This window comes from Paraburkholderia flagellata (assembly GCF_021390645.1).
Classification (GTDB): domain Bacteria; phylum Pseudomonadota; class Gammaproteobacteria; order Burkholderiales; family Burkholderiaceae; genus Paraburkholderia; species Paraburkholderia flagellata.
This window is the reverse complement of record NZ_JAJEJT010000003.1, coordinates 1,268,452-1,284,430: the sequence shown is the minus strand read 5'-3', so window position 1 is coordinate 1,284,430 and position 15,979 is coordinate 1,268,452. Positions and strand designations below refer to the sequence as shown.

16 protein-coding genes are annotated in these 15,979 nt (G+C 63.5%); 10 read left to right on the top strand and 6 right to left on the bottom strand.

Annotated features, from left to right (window positions below; translation table 11 throughout):
• Positions 1 to 319: 319 nt before the first annotated feature.
• The gene (locus tag L0U83_RS29520) at positions 320 to 1,303 is read left to right on the top strand and encodes an alpha/beta hydrolase family protein (RefSeq protein ID WP_233887665.1); all 984 of its coding nucleotides are present in this window, start codon (positions 320 to 322) and stop codon (positions 1,301 to 1,303) included.
• A 15-nt stretch (positions 1,304 to 1,318) separates the two neighbouring features.
• Here the strand turns inward: L0U83_RS29520 and L0U83_RS29515 are convergent, their stop codons facing one another.
• Positions 1,319 to 2,122, bottom strand: a complete 804-nt coding sequence (locus L0U83_RS29515) for an IclR family transcriptional regulator (protein ID WP_233887664.1) — start codon at positions 2,120 to 2,122, stop codon at positions 1,319 to 1,321.
• A gap of 182 nt (positions 2,123 to 2,304) precedes the next feature.
• Here L0U83_RS29515 and L0U83_RS29510 point away from each other — a divergent pair, with 182 nt between their 5' ends.
• The 4 genes from L0U83_RS29510 (at position 2,305) to L0U83_RS29495 (ending at position 7,231) form a co-directional block, all read left to right on the top strand.
• Complete coding sequence (locus L0U83_RS29510; RefSeq protein WP_233887663.1) at positions 2,305 to 4,050, top strand: FAD-dependent oxidoreductase; 1,746 nt, start codon at positions 2,305 to 2,307, stop codon at positions 4,048 to 4,050.
• Positions 4,051 to 4,106: 56 nt separating this feature from the next.
• Positions 4,107 to 4,871 carry an SDR family NAD(P)-dependent oxidoreductase gene (locus L0U83_RS29505; RefSeq protein ID WP_233887662.1) on the top strand — a complete coding sequence of 255 codons (765 nt, stop codon included), beginning with the start codon at positions 4,107 to 4,109 and terminating at the stop codon, positions 4,869 to 4,871.
• Positions 4,872 to 4,913: 42 nt separating this feature from the next.
• Complete coding sequence (locus L0U83_RS29500) at positions 4,914 to 6,278, top strand: MFS transporter (RefSeq protein WP_233887661.1); 1,365 nt, start codon at positions 4,914 to 4,916, stop codon at positions 6,276 to 6,278.
• Positions 6,279 to 6,412: 134 nt separating this feature from the next.
• Positions 6,413 to 7,231 (top strand): sulfotransferase family protein, encoded by an 819-nt coding sequence (locus L0U83_RS29495; RefSeq protein ID WP_233887660.1) that lies wholly within the window; start codon positions 6,413 to 6,415, stop codon positions 7,229 to 7,231.
• Positions 7,232 to 7,528: 297 nt separating this feature from the next.
• On the opposite strand, the gene L0U83_RS29490 is transcribed toward L0U83_RS29495, so the two are convergent.
• Positions 7,529 to 7,726, bottom strand: a complete 198-nt coding sequence (locus L0U83_RS29490; protein WP_233887659.1) for a class II aldolase/adducin head domain-containing protein — start codon at positions 7,724 to 7,726, stop codon at positions 7,529 to 7,531.
• A 161-nt stretch (positions 7,727 to 7,887) separates the two neighbouring features.
• Between L0U83_RS29490 and L0U83_RS29485 the strand changes: the two genes are divergently transcribed.
• Together L0U83_RS29485 and L0U83_RS29480 are read left to right on the top strand one after the other, a co-directional pair.
• Positions 7,888 to 8,322, top strand: coding sequence for a hypothetical protein (locus L0U83_RS29485; protein WP_233887658.1), 435 nt, complete (start codon positions 7,888 to 7,890; stop codon positions 8,320 to 8,322).
• 58 nt (positions 8,323 to 8,380) lie between these two features.
• Positions 8,381 to 9,376 carry a hypothetical protein gene (locus L0U83_RS29480; RefSeq protein WP_233887657.1) on the top strand — a complete coding sequence of 332 codons (996 nt, stop codon included), beginning with the start codon at positions 8,381 to 8,383 and terminating at the stop codon, positions 9,374 to 9,376.
• 7 nt (positions 9,377 to 9,383) lie between these two features.
• Here the strand turns inward: L0U83_RS29480 and L0U83_RS29475 are convergent, their stop codons facing one another.
• The 4 genes from L0U83_RS29475 to L0U83_RS29460 form a co-directional block, all read right to left on the bottom strand.
• Positions 9,384 to 9,581, bottom strand: coding sequence for a hypothetical protein (locus L0U83_RS29475; protein ID WP_233887656.1), 198 nt, complete (start codon positions 9,579 to 9,581; stop codon positions 9,384 to 9,386).
• Positions 9,582 to 9,737: 156 nt separating this feature from the next.
• Complete coding sequence (locus L0U83_RS29470) at positions 9,738 to 10,241, bottom strand: hypothetical protein (protein ID WP_233887655.1); 504 nt, start codon at positions 10,239 to 10,241, stop codon at positions 9,738 to 9,740.
• 202 nt (positions 10,242 to 10,443) lie between these two features.
• The gene (locus L0U83_RS29465) at positions 10,444 to 11,943 is read right to left on the bottom strand and encodes a carbohydrate porin (protein WP_233887654.1); all 1,500 of its coding nucleotides are present in this window, start codon (positions 11,941 to 11,943) and stop codon (positions 10,444 to 10,446) included.
• A gap of 97 nt (positions 11,944 to 12,040) precedes the next feature.
• Entirely contained in the window at positions 12,041 to 12,421 is a 381-nt protein-coding gene (locus L0U83_RS29460) for a hypothetical protein (protein ID WP_233887653.1), read from the bottom strand.
• A gap of 922 nt (positions 12,422 to 13,343) precedes the next feature.
• Between L0U83_RS29460 and L0U83_RS29455 the strand changes: the two genes are divergently transcribed.
• From L0U83_RS29455 to L0U83_RS29445, 3 genes are all read left to right on the top strand, one after another.
• Positions 13,344 to 13,484 carry a hypothetical protein gene (locus L0U83_RS29455; RefSeq protein ID WP_233887652.1) on the top strand — a complete coding sequence of 47 codons (141 nt, stop codon included), beginning with the start codon at positions 13,344 to 13,346 and terminating at the stop codon, positions 13,482 to 13,484.
• Between the two features lie 139 nt (positions 13,485 to 13,623).
• Positions 13,624 to 14,958 carry an ABC transporter ATP-binding protein gene (locus tag L0U83_RS29450; protein ID WP_233887651.1) on the top strand — a complete coding sequence of 445 codons (1,335 nt, stop codon included), beginning with the start codon at positions 13,624 to 13,626 and terminating at the stop codon, positions 14,956 to 14,958.
• Between the two features lie 239 nt (positions 14,959 to 15,197).
• Positions 15,198 to 15,974 carry a DUF4118 domain-containing protein gene (locus tag L0U83_RS29445; RefSeq protein WP_233887650.1) on the top strand — a complete coding sequence of 259 codons (777 nt, stop codon included), beginning with the start codon at positions 15,198 to 15,200 and terminating at the stop codon, positions 15,972 to 15,974.
• The last annotated feature ends 5 nt before the right edge of the window (positions 15,975 to 15,979 follow it).

Genomic DNA, 15,979 nt, shown 5'->3' with positions numbered 1-15,979 from the left:
CAACATTTGTGTCCGCTGGTAAAAAGCCAGTTCACCCGAAATTCAGCGATGCATTCCCCGCGATGACGGTGGGCTCGATGGCGGCGGAAGTCGCAGTGCCGAACGCAGGTTGATTATTGCTTAGTGATACGTACTATATACAGCTTGCACGATGCCAACGGCACGCGCGACGCCGTGAGCGATTCGCCTCGATATAATCCGGTAACCGCCAACTGACTAAACGCCAGGAAACATTAAGCCTGGACAGATGTATCGGCACTGGCGTAGCGGATTTAGTAGAGCGAAGGTGGGAATAATCGGCAACCTCTTTGGAAGCGCCATGACGACAACCCGCAAGAAACGTCTGTATGCCGCTGCTTCGATATTGACTGTGCTCTTCTACCTGCTCGCGACAACCGCGCACGCCGCAGGCTTCAGGCGCCTCGACATTCCCGCCGACGCCAATGGCCCGGCATTGAAGGCCATGGTGTGGACGCCATGCGCCGCGCCCGCGGAGGACGTGCCGTTTGGTCCTTACATCCTGCACGGGCGGCGCGACTGCCCGACCGTCGGCGATAAACTTCCGCTCGTCGTCATTTCGCATGGCCACACCGGCTCATATCTGGGTCACCATGACCTTGCGGAGACGCTGGCCGACGCGGGCTTCGTTGTGGCCGCAATCAACCATCCCGGCGACTCGTTTGTCGATCCGAGCCGCTCCGGCGATATATCCGTGTTCATCGAGCGGCCGACCGATATCAAGCGCCTGATCGATTACATGCTGAGCGCCGCGCCCGACGCAGCGAAAATCGACCCGCAACGCATCGGCTTTTTTGGCTTTTCGCGCGGCGGCTATACGGGTCTGGTGTTAGCGGGCGGCGTGCCGGACTTTCTGCACTCCGATGTGCCTTGCCCGGACCCGAGGCCGCCGGTCTGCGACGAAGTCGCGCGTGGGGAAGTGCCCCCGCCGCTGCCGGGCGACACACGAATCAAGGCGTTCGTGCTCACCGATCCGCTCAACGAATTCCCTGCTGCGAGCAATCTGAAGAACGTGACAGCCCCCATCCAGCTGTGGGCTTCGCAGTATGGCGGCGACGGCGTATTGCCCCACAACGCGCCCGCGCTTGCCAGGACGCTGCCTCGCAAACCCGACTATCACTTCGTGCCCAACTCGGCGCATTTCGCCTTTCTTGCGCCCTGCGCCGAGGCGATGAAAGAGAAGACGCCCGAGATCTGCGTGGATGAGCACGGTTTCGACCGGGTCGCCTTCCACAAGGAATTAGACGCAAGCGTGCTCGCGTTTTTCCAGGCGAATCTGCGCTAACTTTCGCGCTTCAATTCACGCGGCCCGGTAGCCCAGCCGCCGCGATATCGCTTCCACGCAATCGCGCAGCGCGCGGGCGACTGGGCCGTCCCAGTCGGTGTCCAGCGTGCCGGTCGGGCCCATGATGGTGAGCGTCAACGCAATGTTCTTCGAGTAGTCGAAGACCGGCGCGGAGAACGCCACAATGCCCGGCGTCGGATGATTGATGCTGCGCGCCATGCGCCGCTCGCGCGCTTCCTCGATCATCGCCTCGACCACCGACGCTTCCAGCGGATGCGCAATGTCGGGGCCGAGCCGGATACGGTCGTCGAGCAGCAGCGTCTCAGTGAACTTACGCGGGAGAAACGCCGAGAACAGGCGGCCGGTCGCCGTATTCGCGAGCGACATGACCGTGCCGGTGCGGATGTTCGTGTGGATGGGATAGGAAGCGTCGATCAGGCGCACGATCACCGGGCCCAGATTGCCCCACACCGCGATCGCCACCGCATGCGACGTCTCTTCCGACAACGCCTCGGCGAAAGGCGTGGCCTCGCGGATGGGGTTTTGCGTCTGGAGGCTCGCGAGCCCCAGCTGGATAGCCATGGGTCCAAGCAGATAGTGCCCCGTGGCCGGGTCCTGCGCGACCAGTCCGATCTTGCCGAAACTCACCAGGTACGGATGGATCTTGCCCGATGGCATGCCCGCCGCCTTCACGAGATCGCGCAGCGCCATGGGCCTCGCTTCGTCGGCCAGTACCTTGAGGATCTCGCCTCCCACTTCGATCGACTGTATGCCACGGCGCTCGCGCTCGGGCGCTGCCTCCGTTTCGGTGTTTTCCACGTCCGTCCCCGTTATCCAAAGGTGGGCGCAGTATAGCATTAGTCATTATCTAATGCAGTTGCATAGGGTTAACTACAAGATATTCTCTAGCGAGCTAGGTTTAATCTAGCGCTCAAGGAAACGGCGTTGGTCAACGCCGTCCGCACCAGAACGGAGAAGTCGATGTCTTTGACGCAAGCAGAATGCGATGTGCTCGTGATTGGCTCGTGATTGGCTCGGGCGTGGGCGGCATGTCGGCGGCCATTACGGCCGCGAGCCGCGGGTTGAAGGTGATCGTGGCGGAGAAGGCCGCGTACTACGGCGGCACGACCGCGCGGTCGGGCGGCTGGCTCTGGATTCCCAACACGCATCTCGCGCAGGCGTGGGGCCACCATGAACTGCCGGATCAGGCGCTGACCTATATCCGCAACCAGGCGGGCCGCGCATTCGACGAAGCGCGCGTGCGCGCCTTTCTCGCGAACGGCCCGAAGGCGGTGGAATTTTTCACATCCAACACGGCGGTGCAGTTCGACATGCCGCTCACGTTCCCGGACTACCACGCCGAAGCGCCCGGCGCGGCGCAAGGCGGCCGCTCGATGGTCACGCGCCCTTACGATGCGCGTGAACTTGGGCCACTGCTCAAGACACTCGGCCCGGTGCTGCCGGAATTGACGGTTTTTGGCGTCACGATCGGCTCGGGCAAGGACATCGTCCACTTCATGCGCGTGACGCGCTCGCTCGAATCCGCCTGGTACGTGACCAAACGTCTTACGAAGCACTTTCGGGAAGTGATGAAGTTCGGCCGGGGGATGACGCTCACCAACGGCAACGCGCTCGCCGCTCGGCTCGCCAGATCCGCTGCCGACCTCGATATTCCCGTCTGGCTGTCGTGCCCCGCCACGCGCTTGCTGTGCGAGGGCGGCCGCGTCACGGGTGCGGTGCTCGAACGTGCAGGAAAACGAATCGAAGTGAAGGCGCGGCACGCCGTCGTGCTCGCTACGGGCGGCTTCCCGCACGACCTCGAACGGCGCAAGGCTACCTATCCGCACGTACAGGCAGGGCACGGCCACTACTCGCCCACGCCCCAGACCAACGTTGGCGATGGCATCCGCATGGCCGAAGCGGTGGGCGGCGTGTTCGACAGCAGTCTTTCGAATGCCGCCGCGTGGACGCCCATGTCGCTCGTGCCGCGCAAGGATGGCTCGACGGGCATCATGCCGCACTTCATCGACCGGGCGAAACCGGGCGTGATCGCGGTGAACCTCGACGGGCGGCGCTTTGCGAACGAGGCGAACTCGTACCACGACCTCGTGCAGGCGATGATCGCCGCTTCGAAGGACAAGACGGAAACCGCGTGCTGGCTCATTGCCGATCACGCGGCCATCCGGCGCTACGGGCTCGGCTTCGTCAAGCCCTTCCCCATGCCGCTCGGCCCGCATCTGCGCAATGGTTATCTCAAGCGCGGCAAAACAGTTGAAGCGCTCGCGAAGGAGATTGGTGTAGATGCGGCCACACTCGGCGCGACCGTGCGGCAGTACAACGAAGGCGCGCGGCTTGGCCGCGACCTCGAATTCGGCCGTGGCAGCAAGGCCTACAACCGCTACCAGGGCGATGCGCTGCACGCGCCCAACCCGTGCGTCGAGCCGCTGGCCAACGGCCCGTTCTATGCGATCAAGCTCGTCCCGGGCGACCTTGGCTCCTTCATGGGTCTGCGCACGAACGAGCACGCCCAGGCCCTTGCGCGCGACGGCTCACCCATTGGCGGCCTGTACGCCGCCGGCAATGACGCCGCCAGCATCATGGGCGGCGAATACAACGGCGCGGGCATCACGCTTGGACCTGGCCTCACGTTCGGCTTCATCGCGTCCAACCATATTGCCGACCGCGCACGGCAGGCAAATTCCGAACCGAACGCGATGCCGGCGCAACCTGCGCTCGCGGCGCACTGAGCGCCTTCTTTAGACGAATCCGCTATCACTCGTTTTTTTATCATTTAGTTACGCTAATGAACTTAACTCTCCCACTTCTTACCGGCAAGATTGCCTTCGTCACCGGCGCAGGCCAAGGCAACGGCCGCGCCATTGCCATCGGACTCGCCGAGGCCGGCGCATCCGTCGTTGTCTCCGACATGAACGAAGCCAACGCCCGCGAGACCGCCGCCATCATCGAAGCCAACGGGCACGCGGCCTACGCATGCCAGCTCGACGTAACCAACGCCGCGCAATGCCGCGCCGTGGCTGAAGATATCGCGGCCAGGCTCGGCGCAATCGACGTGCTCGTGAACAACGCGGGCATCCTGATCCGCGAAGGCATCGATAGCGAGAACGCACTCTCCAACCTTCAGCGCGTCATGAAGGTCAATCACGAAGGCACTTTCAATGTGTGCCACTCCTGGCTACCTTCGCTGCGCAAGACGCGCGGCGCGATCGTCAACGTCGCGTCGATCGCGTCGTTCTCGGGCCAGCCCAACACGCTCGGCTATTCGCCCTCCAAGGGTGCCGTGAAAATGCTGACCCAGTCGCTCGCCGTCGACCTCGCGAGCGACGGCATACGCGTGAACGCCATTGCGCCGGGCGTGATCGAAACGCCCATGACCGTGTCCACGCGCGACGATCCGGCAAAACTCGAACGCTTCATGAGCCGCGTACCCATGAAGCGGGTTGGCAAACCCGAAGAACTCGTCGGCGCGGTGCTGTTTCTCGCCTCGACTATGTCCACCTATGTCACCGGCGTCACCTTGCCGGTGGACGGCGGCTATCTCGCGGCCTGAAGCGCCCGGGACTTTCGAAAACCATTCAGGAGACAGGCGGCGATGAATCGCAAACCCCACCCCATCGACGTGCAATCGTTCATCGACGCCGAGCGCTTTGCTCCGTTGCAATGGCTCGTGCTTCTATTTGGATTCCTGATCGTTTCGGCAGACGGATACGACACCGCCGCAATCGGGTTCATCGCGCCGTCTCTCGTCCAGGAATGGGGCGTTGCACGCGGCGAGCTGGGCGCCGTGATGAGTGCGGCGCTCGCGGGGCTCGGCCTCGGCGCAATTCTGGCCGGGCCGGTGGCGGACCGCTTCGGCCGCAAATGCGTGCTCGTTGCCGCTGTCACGGCGTTTGGCATTTGCACGCTCGTTGCGGCGCAAGCGCAGTCAATCGGCGCACTCACCGCGTTGCGTTTTATTACCGGGCTCGGACTCGGCGCCGCGATGCCCACGACCATCACCATGATGTCCGAATACGCGCCGCAGCGTTTTCGCGCCCTTTCCGTCAACGCCATGTACTGCGGATTCTCGTGCGGCCTCATGGCGGGTGGCGCGGCCTCGGCATGGCTCATTCCGCATTTCGGCTGGCGCAGCGTGCTGATGGCGGGCGGCGTCGGGCCGCTCGCACTCGCCCTCGTCCTGCTCGTATTCCAGCCGGAATCCGCGCAATTTCTCGCCGTGCGCCCCGGCAATGAGCGGCGTATCGCGCGCATTCTGCGCCGCATCGCGCCGGGCAGGGACTTCACGGGGAGCACCTTCCTCTCGCACACCGCGCATTTGGCGACGCGCGGCAAAACAAGCGGCAAAGCGGCGCTGGCGCTTCTGCTGACGCACGACTATCGGCGCCGCACGCTGCTGCTGTGGCTCACGATGTTCATGAGCCTCCTCGTCTACTACTTCATGACGAACTGGATGCCCACACTGCTGCACAAGGCCGGCTTCAGCCTGGAGCACGGTGCGTTGATGGCTTCCGTTTTCCCGCTTGGCGGGCTCATTGGCAACCTGATCGCCGGCCGTCTGATGGACCGCTTTGGCGCCAGCCGCACGATCGTCGTCGATTATCTGCTTTCCGCGCTGCTCGTTGCTGTCATGGGCGCAAGCGTGGACCACCCCATGTTGCTCGGCGTCGCGCTCTTCTTGTGCGGCGCGCTCGTCACGAGTTCGGCGACGTCGATGTCGACCTATGCTTCCATGATCTATCCGACCGAAGCGCGCACGACGGGCGTAGCGTGGATGCAGGGCGTGGGCCGCGTGGGTGGCATGGCCGGTTCGTTCGTCGGCGCGGCGCTGCTGGGTCTGGGCTGGAATTTCGACACCACCTTCGCCATGCTTGCGCTGCCGTCGCTGGCCGCGGCCGGTGCGCTCATGCTGATGAAACCGCAGCGAGCCTATGCTCCGGTGAACGCGATGGAGCAATAGCCCACAGAGCGGAACCGGCGCATTGTCGCCTCAGCCATCCCGTTGTCAGTTTCGCGCCAGCATCGGCCGGTAACATCGGTGCAAACGAAGCAATAACGTAAAACCGGCGCAGGACGAACCAGGGAGATGGCAGAATGCGTTCTTTTCCGCTATTCATTGTCGGCGCACCACGCTCCGGCACGACGTTTCTCTGCTCTGTTCTCAATGCGCACCCGCACATCCAGCTAACCAACGAATGCCGCGTCTTCGCGCTGGTCAAGGAAATGCTGGATGTGGGCAGCCAGCGCCCCGATTTGCTGAGCCCTGCCTGCCGCGACCGCTTCAATGCCTTTAGCCGCCGCACGCTTGGCGCCTGGGTCGAACGCTTTTATCGTGAAGACCTGGAAATGTCGGCGCCCATCTGGGGCGACAAGCATCCCCCTTACGCCGATCCGACGATTCTTTCCGGCCGCATCGGCGCGATCGAGCGCTTGCCGCGCTCCGGGTCATGCCTGCGGCTGATCCACGAGTTGTTGCCCAACGCACGATTCATTCATATTCATCGCGACCCTGGCTGGGTCGCCAATTCGCTCGTGCGCAAGCACTGGATCGGGTCCGTCAACGATGGCGTTCGCGTGTGGGGCCAGTATGTAACCGAAATCATCGACTTCTTTGCTGAAGTCCCGGCGGCGCAGACATTGACCATCGGCTATCGCAACCTGATCGAGGATCCGGACACGACGATCGCAAGCATCGGCCGTTTTCTGGGCCTCACGGATGCTTCGCCGATCCGAGATTTTCTGCACGCCCAGCGCAGTGCGCCAACGCCGTTCAGCGACCCGGTAACCGATATTGCCGATCTCTACGTCGTACCGCCTACGCCTACAACGGACAATGCGCTGCTGGCCCTTGCGGAAAAGGCGGCAACGCAACTTGGCTATTCGCCATCTGAAACTATTTCGGAATCCAGATAATAGCCCAGCCAAGGCAGATACAGGCGGCGGTTTTGCCCTCCGCAAGCGCTGACCGTGACGCGATTGTAGAGGACTACAATCGATTCGTGATGGCGAGTCTGGAGGCGATTGCGGCAGCCCAGCATGCGGAAAAGCCCACACGGAAGTAGACGGTGCGTACCAGAATAGCCTGGCTAGTGGTCGACGAGCCGCGTGGGCAGCGCTCCATGCGTCGGAGCTGTGGCCAGCTACAAACATCGCGATCGCCGACGCTGCGTAGGGCCACGCGGTCAGCGGACCGATCGTGAGCGGGTCTTTCTAATCGAAGCTCTGCACCGCAAACGCGTGGCACGCGGCGACGAGGCGCTGTCTCAGGTGCTGCCGGTACTCGGCGTGATTCGCGAAGGGCGGCAGTTCGGGAAAAATCAGATCCTTCTGCGTGGGCTGATAAATCGAAATGCGATCATTCAGGTCGATTGCCTTCGTGGCCTTGGCTGTCTCCATCGCTTCGAACACGCTGCGTCTCCTTTGAAATCCCGCCCTTCGATGAGTGCCGTCTTGCCCTTCTTTTCAGGAACATTGATCGTTTGCTAACGTGTCGTCCAGCATGCGCAAAATTCCGAATCTTGTGCTGCTGCGCGCCTTCGAAGCCGCGACACGTCGAACCGCTCCTGCCGATGTGCTCGCCCGACTTGCTGGCGCGCGCAGGCTCTGTAGAAGCGTTGACGCAAGCGGCCACGCTGACCGACAGCCCGTTGAGCCGTGCGATCAGGCGCGACTGGTGCGGCGCGAACAGCCTCCCGATGACGGACCGTCCACGTCACTCGTTCGATCTCGCGGCGCTCGCCATTTCGGCGGCGGCACGACGGCATGAGCGTCGTGCCTCGAAAGCACACGCCTCGCCAGGCGCGAACCCGCACGCGGCGATCGGATGGAAGTGGGCGCCGACCGCTTCACGCGTTTTTTACGCGAAACGCATTTCGCTTCGGGGCCGCGCGACCGACATCGAGCGGAGCCGCCTGGCCGCGTTCCGGCAGTGGTTGCTGGCGCACGCGTCGCCGGGTTGGGCGCTTGCGTTCGGCTGCATACCCAGGGGGTTTCCCGCCGCTTGAATGTCATCAGCGGCGTAGTACGATGAGATCATCGAAAAACAGTATTAGAGGTCCCGCCATGGACACGACCGCAAAGCACGCGACGGCCATCGCATTGCTTGCAGTGGGCTGCGCAATATCGTCAGCGTCCCATGCCTACAGCAAGGAAGAAGAAGCCGCGGCGCAGGACCGCGAAGTCCAGGCGGCCTATGACCGGGGATACAAGGCAGCCAGGGAGGAACTGGCGCAGGCGGGAGCGCCTGCCGCGGCACCGGCGACAGCGCCCGCGAAGAAGGCCGCCGGCGCGGCAGCCCAGAAGCCGATTCTCGACATCAAGCACACGTATAGCGATACGGGCGAGGTCTCAACGGTCATGACCGTGCCGGTCGTGGTCAAGCCGCTCGGGGATGAACAAGGCGGACAAAGCGCGCAAGGGATGCAGGAAGCGCAAGAGGCGCAAGACGTCCAGGACTCCACCGCCGCGGCGCCGGCCGAAGCGGCCGCTCCCGCGCAGACGAACGCGCACGCGAACGTTGCCAACGCCAATGCAGCGCCCGCCCCTGCTGCCCGGCAACCGCAGCCGCACGCCTATGCGCAGGCAAGCGCGAACCACCGCGCCGTTGCAGCAACGCCGCCCGCGCAGAACGACGTTGCGCCGCCGGAGTCGCTGGCGAACGACGAAGCCGTCGACGAGTCGGAGCCGCCGCGCTCCGCGCAGATCTACTCGACGCAAGGCCAGGGTTACGCCCAACCGTATTCTCACCCGGCACAACCACAGGCCCGGCAGCAGGTCCAACAATACGCGCCGCCGCCCCAGCCGTATGGTTATGCCCAGCAGCCGCCTGCGTATGCGCCGCAGCGGCCGGCCTACGCGCAGCCGCCCGCCTACGCGCAGCAGCAACCGGTGTATCCGCAGCAATACGCCCAGCAGCAATACCCGCAGCAGCAGCCCACGTACACGCAGCCCCGTCCCGCGTACTACCCGCCGCCCGCACCTTGGGGCGCGCAGTACCAGCAACCGCCGGCGCGCTGGGTCTACTGGTCGCCGCAGTATGGGAGGTGGATGTACTACTGAGCGCCGGCTACCAGCGCGCGTCGTTCATCTGACAGGCGAGCAGGCAACCCAGCGCGGAGATGGTACCGACCGAGCCGAGACCAAAACCCAGAGCAAGATTTTCCGCGGTCGTGGCGCAACCCTGCAGCATCAGCGTGGAACTGAGCAGCGCGGGCAGCAGGAGTTGACCCAGGATGCGCGAACAGGTTGGGCGTCGTTGTGACATAAGGCGTGACTCTGGGGAGGATTCTTTTGCGGAATGTGAGCTTGTCAGCTTACTGGCAAGCTCCGTTCGCATTCCCGGGAGCAACGCGCGACAACGGCAATGCCTTACCGATTACCTCTCTGCGGTAAGGAAGTGGGGGACGGGGCGATTTTCGTTCTAGAAGCCATGCCGGGCGCTGATAGCCGCACCCGTATCATGCGAGCGCGTGAGCGGAAGATGCGCGTCGGCGGAGAGATCCCAGTCGCCGACCGTGACGAGCGGCGGCGTTTGCGGATGAAGCGCCTGGTTCGGAACCCCATTGCTATCGATCTGGGCTCCGGGCGTGCGCGCCCCGTTGGTCCCTGAATCGGGCGTGCCGCCGGTGTCGTCCGGAGTACCAGGCGTTGCAGCGGTGGTTCTCGCCAGATGCGCGTCGTACTGCCGTTCGAACGGCGACTGGTATTCGTAGCGTTTCGCGATTGCGGGGAAGGAGACGGAGGGCGCCGCCGGCGCGGGCGCGGCCGCGACAGCGTGTTTCGGAGCATGGCCCCTCGCGTACTTCTGGACGTGCTTATGGACAGGCTTCTGGGTGTGCGCCGCCTTGGCGGGTTCGGCCGCCGAGACGCTGGCAACCGCCAGAAGAACCACACCCAAAAGCCATCCCTGGATCGGATGCTTCATGGAACGAAATCTGCGTTTGAAAACTGGTGCCGCATCGAATAGCTGCGCAGCACTCGCCCCTGGAGTCTAGATCAATCACAAGTACGACCAATCGGGGTCTTCCCTCGTCTTTCGCTCGCTTCCTCACGCAGACAATGCGACGTTTCACCATCCTGCACGCACCTGCCGCCACGAATCCGGCGACAGGTGCGATGTCTTTCGTTCAGAAGACGACCGTCGTACGCAGGCCGAGCACTGCTTCGTCGCCGATGCGTCGCGACGGATTCTGCGGGTCAGGAATGCCGCCGGCAGGTCGGAAGAAGTACTGAAAATCTGCCTGCAATTGCCACCACGGCGCGATCTGATACTGATACGTCGCTTCCAGCACCGTCTCGGCGCTGCGCGATGGGTAGCCCGGCGTCGAGACTGCCTGGGCGCTCGCGTAGTCCTGCGCATGCGAGCCGATGTGCGCGTAGCCCACGGCCAGGCCGGCCACGTCGTTGTCGCGTCCCTTGAACGGCGCCTTGAGCGTCACGCCCGCGTTGACCCCGAGGTCCACCAGGTTGCGGTCGCCGGGCGCGCCCATCACGCGCGCGAACACGCCCACCGACTGCGGACTATCGGCGCTCGGACGCCACACCATCTGATCCGCCACGGCGTAGATGCTGTAGTTGCCGCGATAGCCACCCGGGCCGCCTACGCCCGACACGCCCGTTGCCGGATCGGAGAAACGGTTGCTGTTGTACCAGAAGCCTAGCTTGTAGGTGCCAGGCATCCCATTTGATCTGGCATCCGAACTACTAACTGGCGGCTGATTGATTGCATACTGAATCTCGCCGATAACCAGCACGCCGTTACCCAGGTTGAAATTCGTGCCGCTCGCGTTGAGCTTTTGCGGGTCGCCCTCGCCTGGCGCCGGGTTGCCGTCGAATACGCCGCCAAGCACGGTGATCGCATCCGTAGGCGTGGCGCGCACGCGTACGCCGAGCGATGAAAGCGGATACGCGGGGCCGCCCGCCGGGAGATCGACGGACGGCAGCACCGACCAGCCGAACGTCGCGTTCATGAACGTATTCGCGTACTGGCTGATCATGAACTCCTGGTCGAGGCTTTGCTGACCGACCTTCACGTCGACCTTGCCGCCGGGCAGCGTCTGCTGGTACCACAGCTCCCACAAGCGGGTCGAGGCCTCGGCCTCGATGCCGCTCGCGCTCTGCAGCGTTTGCAGGTTGCGCGCAGTCAGGCTCGTGCCGTGAATCTGGAAGCCGGAGACATTGAGGATGCCGCCCGGCAATCCGAACGCCTTTTGTGTGTCCATGCCGAGGCTGAACTCGGTAAGCCCTTGATAGGCGCCCCCGCGACTCGTTCCGCCGCTCACGTTGCCCATGTACTCGCTGGTTTCCTGCAGCCCGAACGACAAGCCGTATTGCGCGAGCCAGGGCCGAAAGCCACCCATGTCGCCAAAGAGGTTCGAACGCTCCCAAAGGCCCGTGGGCGCAGCAGCGCTCTGATCGGCGGCGGGGGCTTGTTGCTGATCCGCTGTGCCGGATGACGAAGCAGGCGAAGCAGGTGAAGCAGGTGAAGCAGGTGAAGCAGGTGAAGCAGGCGAATTTTCGCTGCTGGTCTGCGCGAAGGCGGCCGGCATGACGCCCAGTGAGAGGACAGCGCTCAGCGTGATGGGGCCGCCCGAACCGAGCAGCCTGCTCTTGAGGATGTTTTTCATAGTATTTGTAGGGCTTTAGCAAGTTGCGGACGAGTCCGCTGTTCAACGCAGAGCGTGCCTGCGAAGCTTGAAGAAACGGTGTCGTTGCGCGGGTTTTCTACGCGAAGCGTGAACGCGGCCATAAAGAACGCTCCGGCTCGGACGCGGAGGCGGAGGCCGACGCGGACGCGGACGCGCACAGCAGCGAAACCATCGCGGCCGCCGCCAAGGTCGCGCCGAGAAACGCGTAACCCGTGGGCGTGAGCGGGTGCCCCGCATGAACGGTGCGCAGCGCGCCGCGTGCCGCCATATGCGCGGCGCGGCGCGCGAGGTGTAGCGAGCGGCGGCGTACGCCGGCGGGCGCGGAGCGAACCGCAGCCGCGAGAAAAAAGCCGTGCAGGCAGGCGAGCGCCGCTGCGGCCATCAGAATCCGTGCGCGACGGCAGCCCGCCCGCCACACGCGCAGTTGAAAGACAGGAAAGAGCAAAACGAACATCATCCCTCCGCGTTGGCCGCTTCGATAAGCGGACGAAATGCGAAAGCGCAGCCATTTCTGCAAGCAAGCTTGCAAATGGCAATCGATCAGAGGGAGCGTGCAGTTGAAAGACTGGTCGCAATGACGACTAAGACCAGTCGGTAACGAAGCGCGCTAACCCGGCGTAAGCGAGTTAGCGGCGAAGGAGCGAACCTGCGGCGACTATCTCGCGGTCGTGCTGCCGGCGCTGGCCGGCATCGGACTTCCACTACTGGAACATGCGTCCACGGAGGACTCCTTTGCTGTGACGGGGCGGATTGTATTGGGCACGCGGATAAAAACGCAAGTAAAAAAAGCATAAAAGCGCGGCTTGCCGGTAACAGCGCCGCGCACGCCAATTCCTTTCAATCGCGTTTCCCCAACCTTCAGAATTGAATCTCTGCTCTGCTTAGCAATTTTGATTGACTTCGCGTTTTTACCGAGACTAGAATTCGCCCGTCTTCTCAATGGGGCTGATGCCTTGGACAGTAGCAGTAGTCAATCCTCGAATCGTTTCGCTGCCTGACCGGCAGGACATCCGCTCCCTTTCCCGAGCCGCCGTCCTGCCAGTTGGCAGACGGTGCGCGCCGTAGCAGTCTTCCCTCGTGCACCCCAAACCATAGCGCCATGCCGACGCGGGCTTCGCACGCGTTCGCATTGGCGCGGCCTGGCGAGCGCTTGCGAGCGCGGCCTGCGCTCGCCTGTACCCCGCATTGCACCGGGGCGCCGCCGTGCGCCCAGCATGAAAAGGAGCCGACATGCCCGACAGTGACAGTTGTCCCTACCGCTTGCCCTCGAGCTTGCCCGAGGAAAGCACGTAGACCCATGCAAACGCGCGGCTGCGCGGCGACCGGACGTCTGCGGGCTTTGCCCTCGCCCATCCATGCCAGACGTCCGGAGAAACATCATGATTTTCGGTCTGCTTTTGTCGCACCTGCCTCACGTCAACGAGGCGCGCCCGCACTACGAAGCGCTGCTGTCGCTCGAACCTGTCCGCCGTCACACATTGAAGGACCTGTGGCGCCGCATCACGTCCCGGTTTTCCTAAGTTCTGCCAAACTCCGGTCACGAAGACTCGCCATCGTTGAAAAAGCGGTGGCGCTCCCTGAGCGTGGCCGTGAGTTGAACATTGCCTTTCATGCTCTTTTCGTTTCGCCATGTCTTCGCCTTGATTGAGTACCAATCTCATGCAAAACCTCAACACGATCACCCCCGGCGTGCTGCAGACGCCGCCCCGCACCGGCCAGGAAGTGCTATGCGTCCAGAACGTGTGCCGCGGTTTCGGCAAGACCCCGAGCGAGCAACTGGTGCTCGATGATGTGAACGTCACACTGAGCGAAGGCGAGATCGTCGGCCTGCTGGGCCGTTCGGGCTCCGGCAAGTCCACGCTGCTGCGCATCATTGCAGGTCTGATCGCGCCTACCAGTGGCGACGTGAACTACCTGGGCAAGCCGCTGAGCGGTCCGGCCGAAGGTGTCGCGATGGTATTCCAGACCTTCGCGCTGTTCCCGTGGCTCACGGTGCTCCAAAACGTCGAGGCCGGACTGGAGGCGATCGGCGTCGGCCCGCACGAGCGTCGCAAGAGGGCGCTCGCCGCCATCGACCTGATCGGTCTGGACGGCTTCGAGAACGCCTATCCGCGCGAGCTTTCTGGCGGCATGCGTCAGCGCGTGGGCTTCGCCCGCGCGCTCGTGGTCGATCCCACGCTGATGCTTATGGACGAGCCCTTCTCCGCACTCGACGTGCTCACGGCCGAAACGCTGCGCACCGATTTGCTCGACCTATGGACGCAAGGGCGTCTGCCGATCAAGTCGGTGCTCATCGTCACGCACAACATCGAGGAAGCGGTGTTCATGTGCGACCGCATTCTCGTGCTCTCGTCGAACCCGGGCCGCGTGGTGGCCGAAATTCCGGTGCCTTTCAAGCACCCGCGCAACCGTCTCGATCCAGTATTCCGTACGCTCGTGGACGACATCTACGCGAAGATGACCGCGCGCCAGCCGGGCGGCCCGGCGAAACCCGAACTCGAGGCAGGCAGCTGGCTGCCCGGCGTGTCGGTCAACCTGATGGCAGGCCTCATCGAAACCCTGGCTGCGGCGCCCTACAACGGGCGCGCGGACATGCCGGAAATCGCGCGCACGTTGCAGCTGGAAGTCGACGACCTGTTCCCGATTGCGGAAATGCTGCAGCACCTCGGCTTTGCGGAGGTCAGCGAAGGCGACGTGATCCTCACGCACGCGGGCAAGACCTTCAACGAATTCAATACGCAGGAGCGCAAGCTGATGTTCGCCGAGCACCTGCTGCGCAACGTGCCGCTGGCCGCGCGGATCAACACGGTGCTTAACGAGCGCCCCGGACATCGCGCCCCGCGCGTGCGCTTCGAGCAGGAACTGGAGGACCTGCTTGCCGACGACGCCGCGCAGGAAACGCTCGACGCCGTGATCGCCTGGGGCCGCTACGCCGAGATCTTTTCGTATAACGACAAGACCGGGATATTCAGTCTGGCCGACGTCGAATCCTGACGCCCGAGTTCCGTGACGGTTTCCGGTGGCCTGGCGTCGCCAATCTCATGTTTGTAAACAGTGGTAATATTCCGATCGCAACAATTCTGTCGGAGCACTGACGGTGCTGGTCGGTCACCGCCGCTTCGTCCTGCCGTTCCTGTCGAATTCCTTGCACTGGTTACAACTAAAGCGTCAGCGATTGCCCATGCGCAATACGCGCGCGACGGCCCGTCACGAGACGGGCGACCCGGGAAACCATGAAAGTCCGTAACGCCCGCCTCTGGGCGCCAAGAGGCCCGCGCCGCTGGTGTATTGCCGCTGGCGCGCTCGCGCTCGCGAGTGTAATCCGCTTCGCCCTGCATCCGCTGCTCGGCCCGATGATGCCGGGCACCACGTTCTGTATTGCCGCTTCGCTGGTCGAATACTTCCTCGGCCTCGCGCCTGCGCTGACCGTGATGGGGCTCGGTCTCGCCATTGCGGACTATATGTTCGTGCCGCCCTACAACTACATTACATTTCTCGACACCCACGATCTGATCCTGCTGGTGTCCTATCCGCTCGTCACGGTGATCGTGATCACGTTGATCGAGCGTCTGCGGCGCGAGCAGTTTCGCGCGCAGTTGATCGCCTCGGTCGCGCAGTCCCGCTACGAAATGCTGCTGCGTCACGACAACGAGCGCGCGCTGGCACGCCGCGCCGTCGACGAAACACATCGCCTTCTGCGCCACCTCGCGCAGCATCACGAGGGCTTCATCCTCATTAAGGGGCTCGAGCGGAATGCCGCCCAGCGCGCGAGCGTCGGGCAAAGCATGTCGCAAGCACTGCCGGCCGCCGCCGAAGTCGCGCCTGGCCCGCTCTTCGACGCGCTGCATCCCGACGACGTACAGCGCCTGACCCACGCACTCTCGCCGGGCCATCATCGCGTGCGTCTGCGCAGCGAGCAGCACAAGCGCGAATACCGGCACGTCAACTGCAACTGCGAACGCTTCACCACTCACGCGGGCGATTTTCTCGTGCTGCGCACGGAGAGCTGACATGG

Excerpts from the sequence above, each read along its gene's own strand:
- L0U83_RS29520 (WP_233887665.1), top strand. The coding sequence starts at position 320 with ATGACGACAACCCGCAAGAAACGTCTGTATGCCGCTGCTTCGATATTG.
- L0U83_RS29510 (WP_233887663.1), top strand. The coding sequence starts at position 2,305 with ATGCGATGTGCTCGTGATTGGCTCGTGATTGGCTCGGGCGTGGGCGGC.
- L0U83_RS29505 (WP_233887662.1), top strand. The coding sequence starts at position 4,107 with ATGAACTTAACTCTCCCACTTCTTACCGGCAAGATTGCCTTCGTCACC.
- L0U83_RS29500 (WP_233887661.1), top strand. The coding sequence starts at position 4,914 with ATGAATCGCAAACCCCACCCCATCGACGTGCAATCGTTCATCGACGCC.
- L0U83_RS29495 (WP_233887660.1), top strand. The coding sequence starts at position 6,413 with ATGCGTTCTTTTCCGCTATTCATTGTCGGCGCACCACGCTCCGGCACG.
- L0U83_RS29485 (WP_233887658.1), top strand. The coding sequence starts at position 7,888 with ATGTGCTCGCCCGACTTGCTGGCGCGCGCAGGCTCTGTAGAAGCGTTG.
- L0U83_RS29480 (WP_233887657.1), top strand. The coding sequence starts at position 8,381 with ATGGACACGACCGCAAAGCACGCGACGGCCATCGCATTGCTTGCAGTG.
- L0U83_RS29475 (WP_233887656.1), bottom strand. The coding sequence starts at position 9,581 with ATGTCACAACGACGCCCAACCTGTTCGCGCATCCTGGGTCAACTCCTG.
- L0U83_RS29470 (WP_233887655.1), bottom strand. The coding sequence starts at position 10,241 with ATGAAGCATCCGATCCAGGGATGGCTTTTGGGTGTGGTTCTTCTGGCG.
- L0U83_RS29465 (WP_233887654.1), bottom strand. The coding sequence starts at position 11,943 with ATGAAAAACATCCTCAAGAGCAGGCTGCTCGGTTCGGGCGGCCCCATC.
- L0U83_RS29460 (WP_233887653.1), bottom strand. The coding sequence starts at position 12,421 with ATGATGTTCGTTTTGCTCTTTCCTGTCTTTCAACTGCGCGTGTGGCGG.
- L0U83_RS29455 (WP_233887652.1), top strand. The coding sequence starts at position 13,344 with ATGATTTTCGGTCTGCTTTTGTCGCACCTGCCTCACGTCAACGAGGCG.
- L0U83_RS29450 (WP_233887651.1), top strand. The coding sequence starts at position 13,624 with ATGCAAAACCTCAACACGATCACCCCCGGCGTGCTGCAGACGCCGCCC.
- L0U83_RS29445 (WP_233887650.1), top strand. The coding sequence starts at position 15,198 with ATGAAAGTCCGTAACGCCCGCCTCTGGGCGCCAAGAGGCCCGCGCCGC.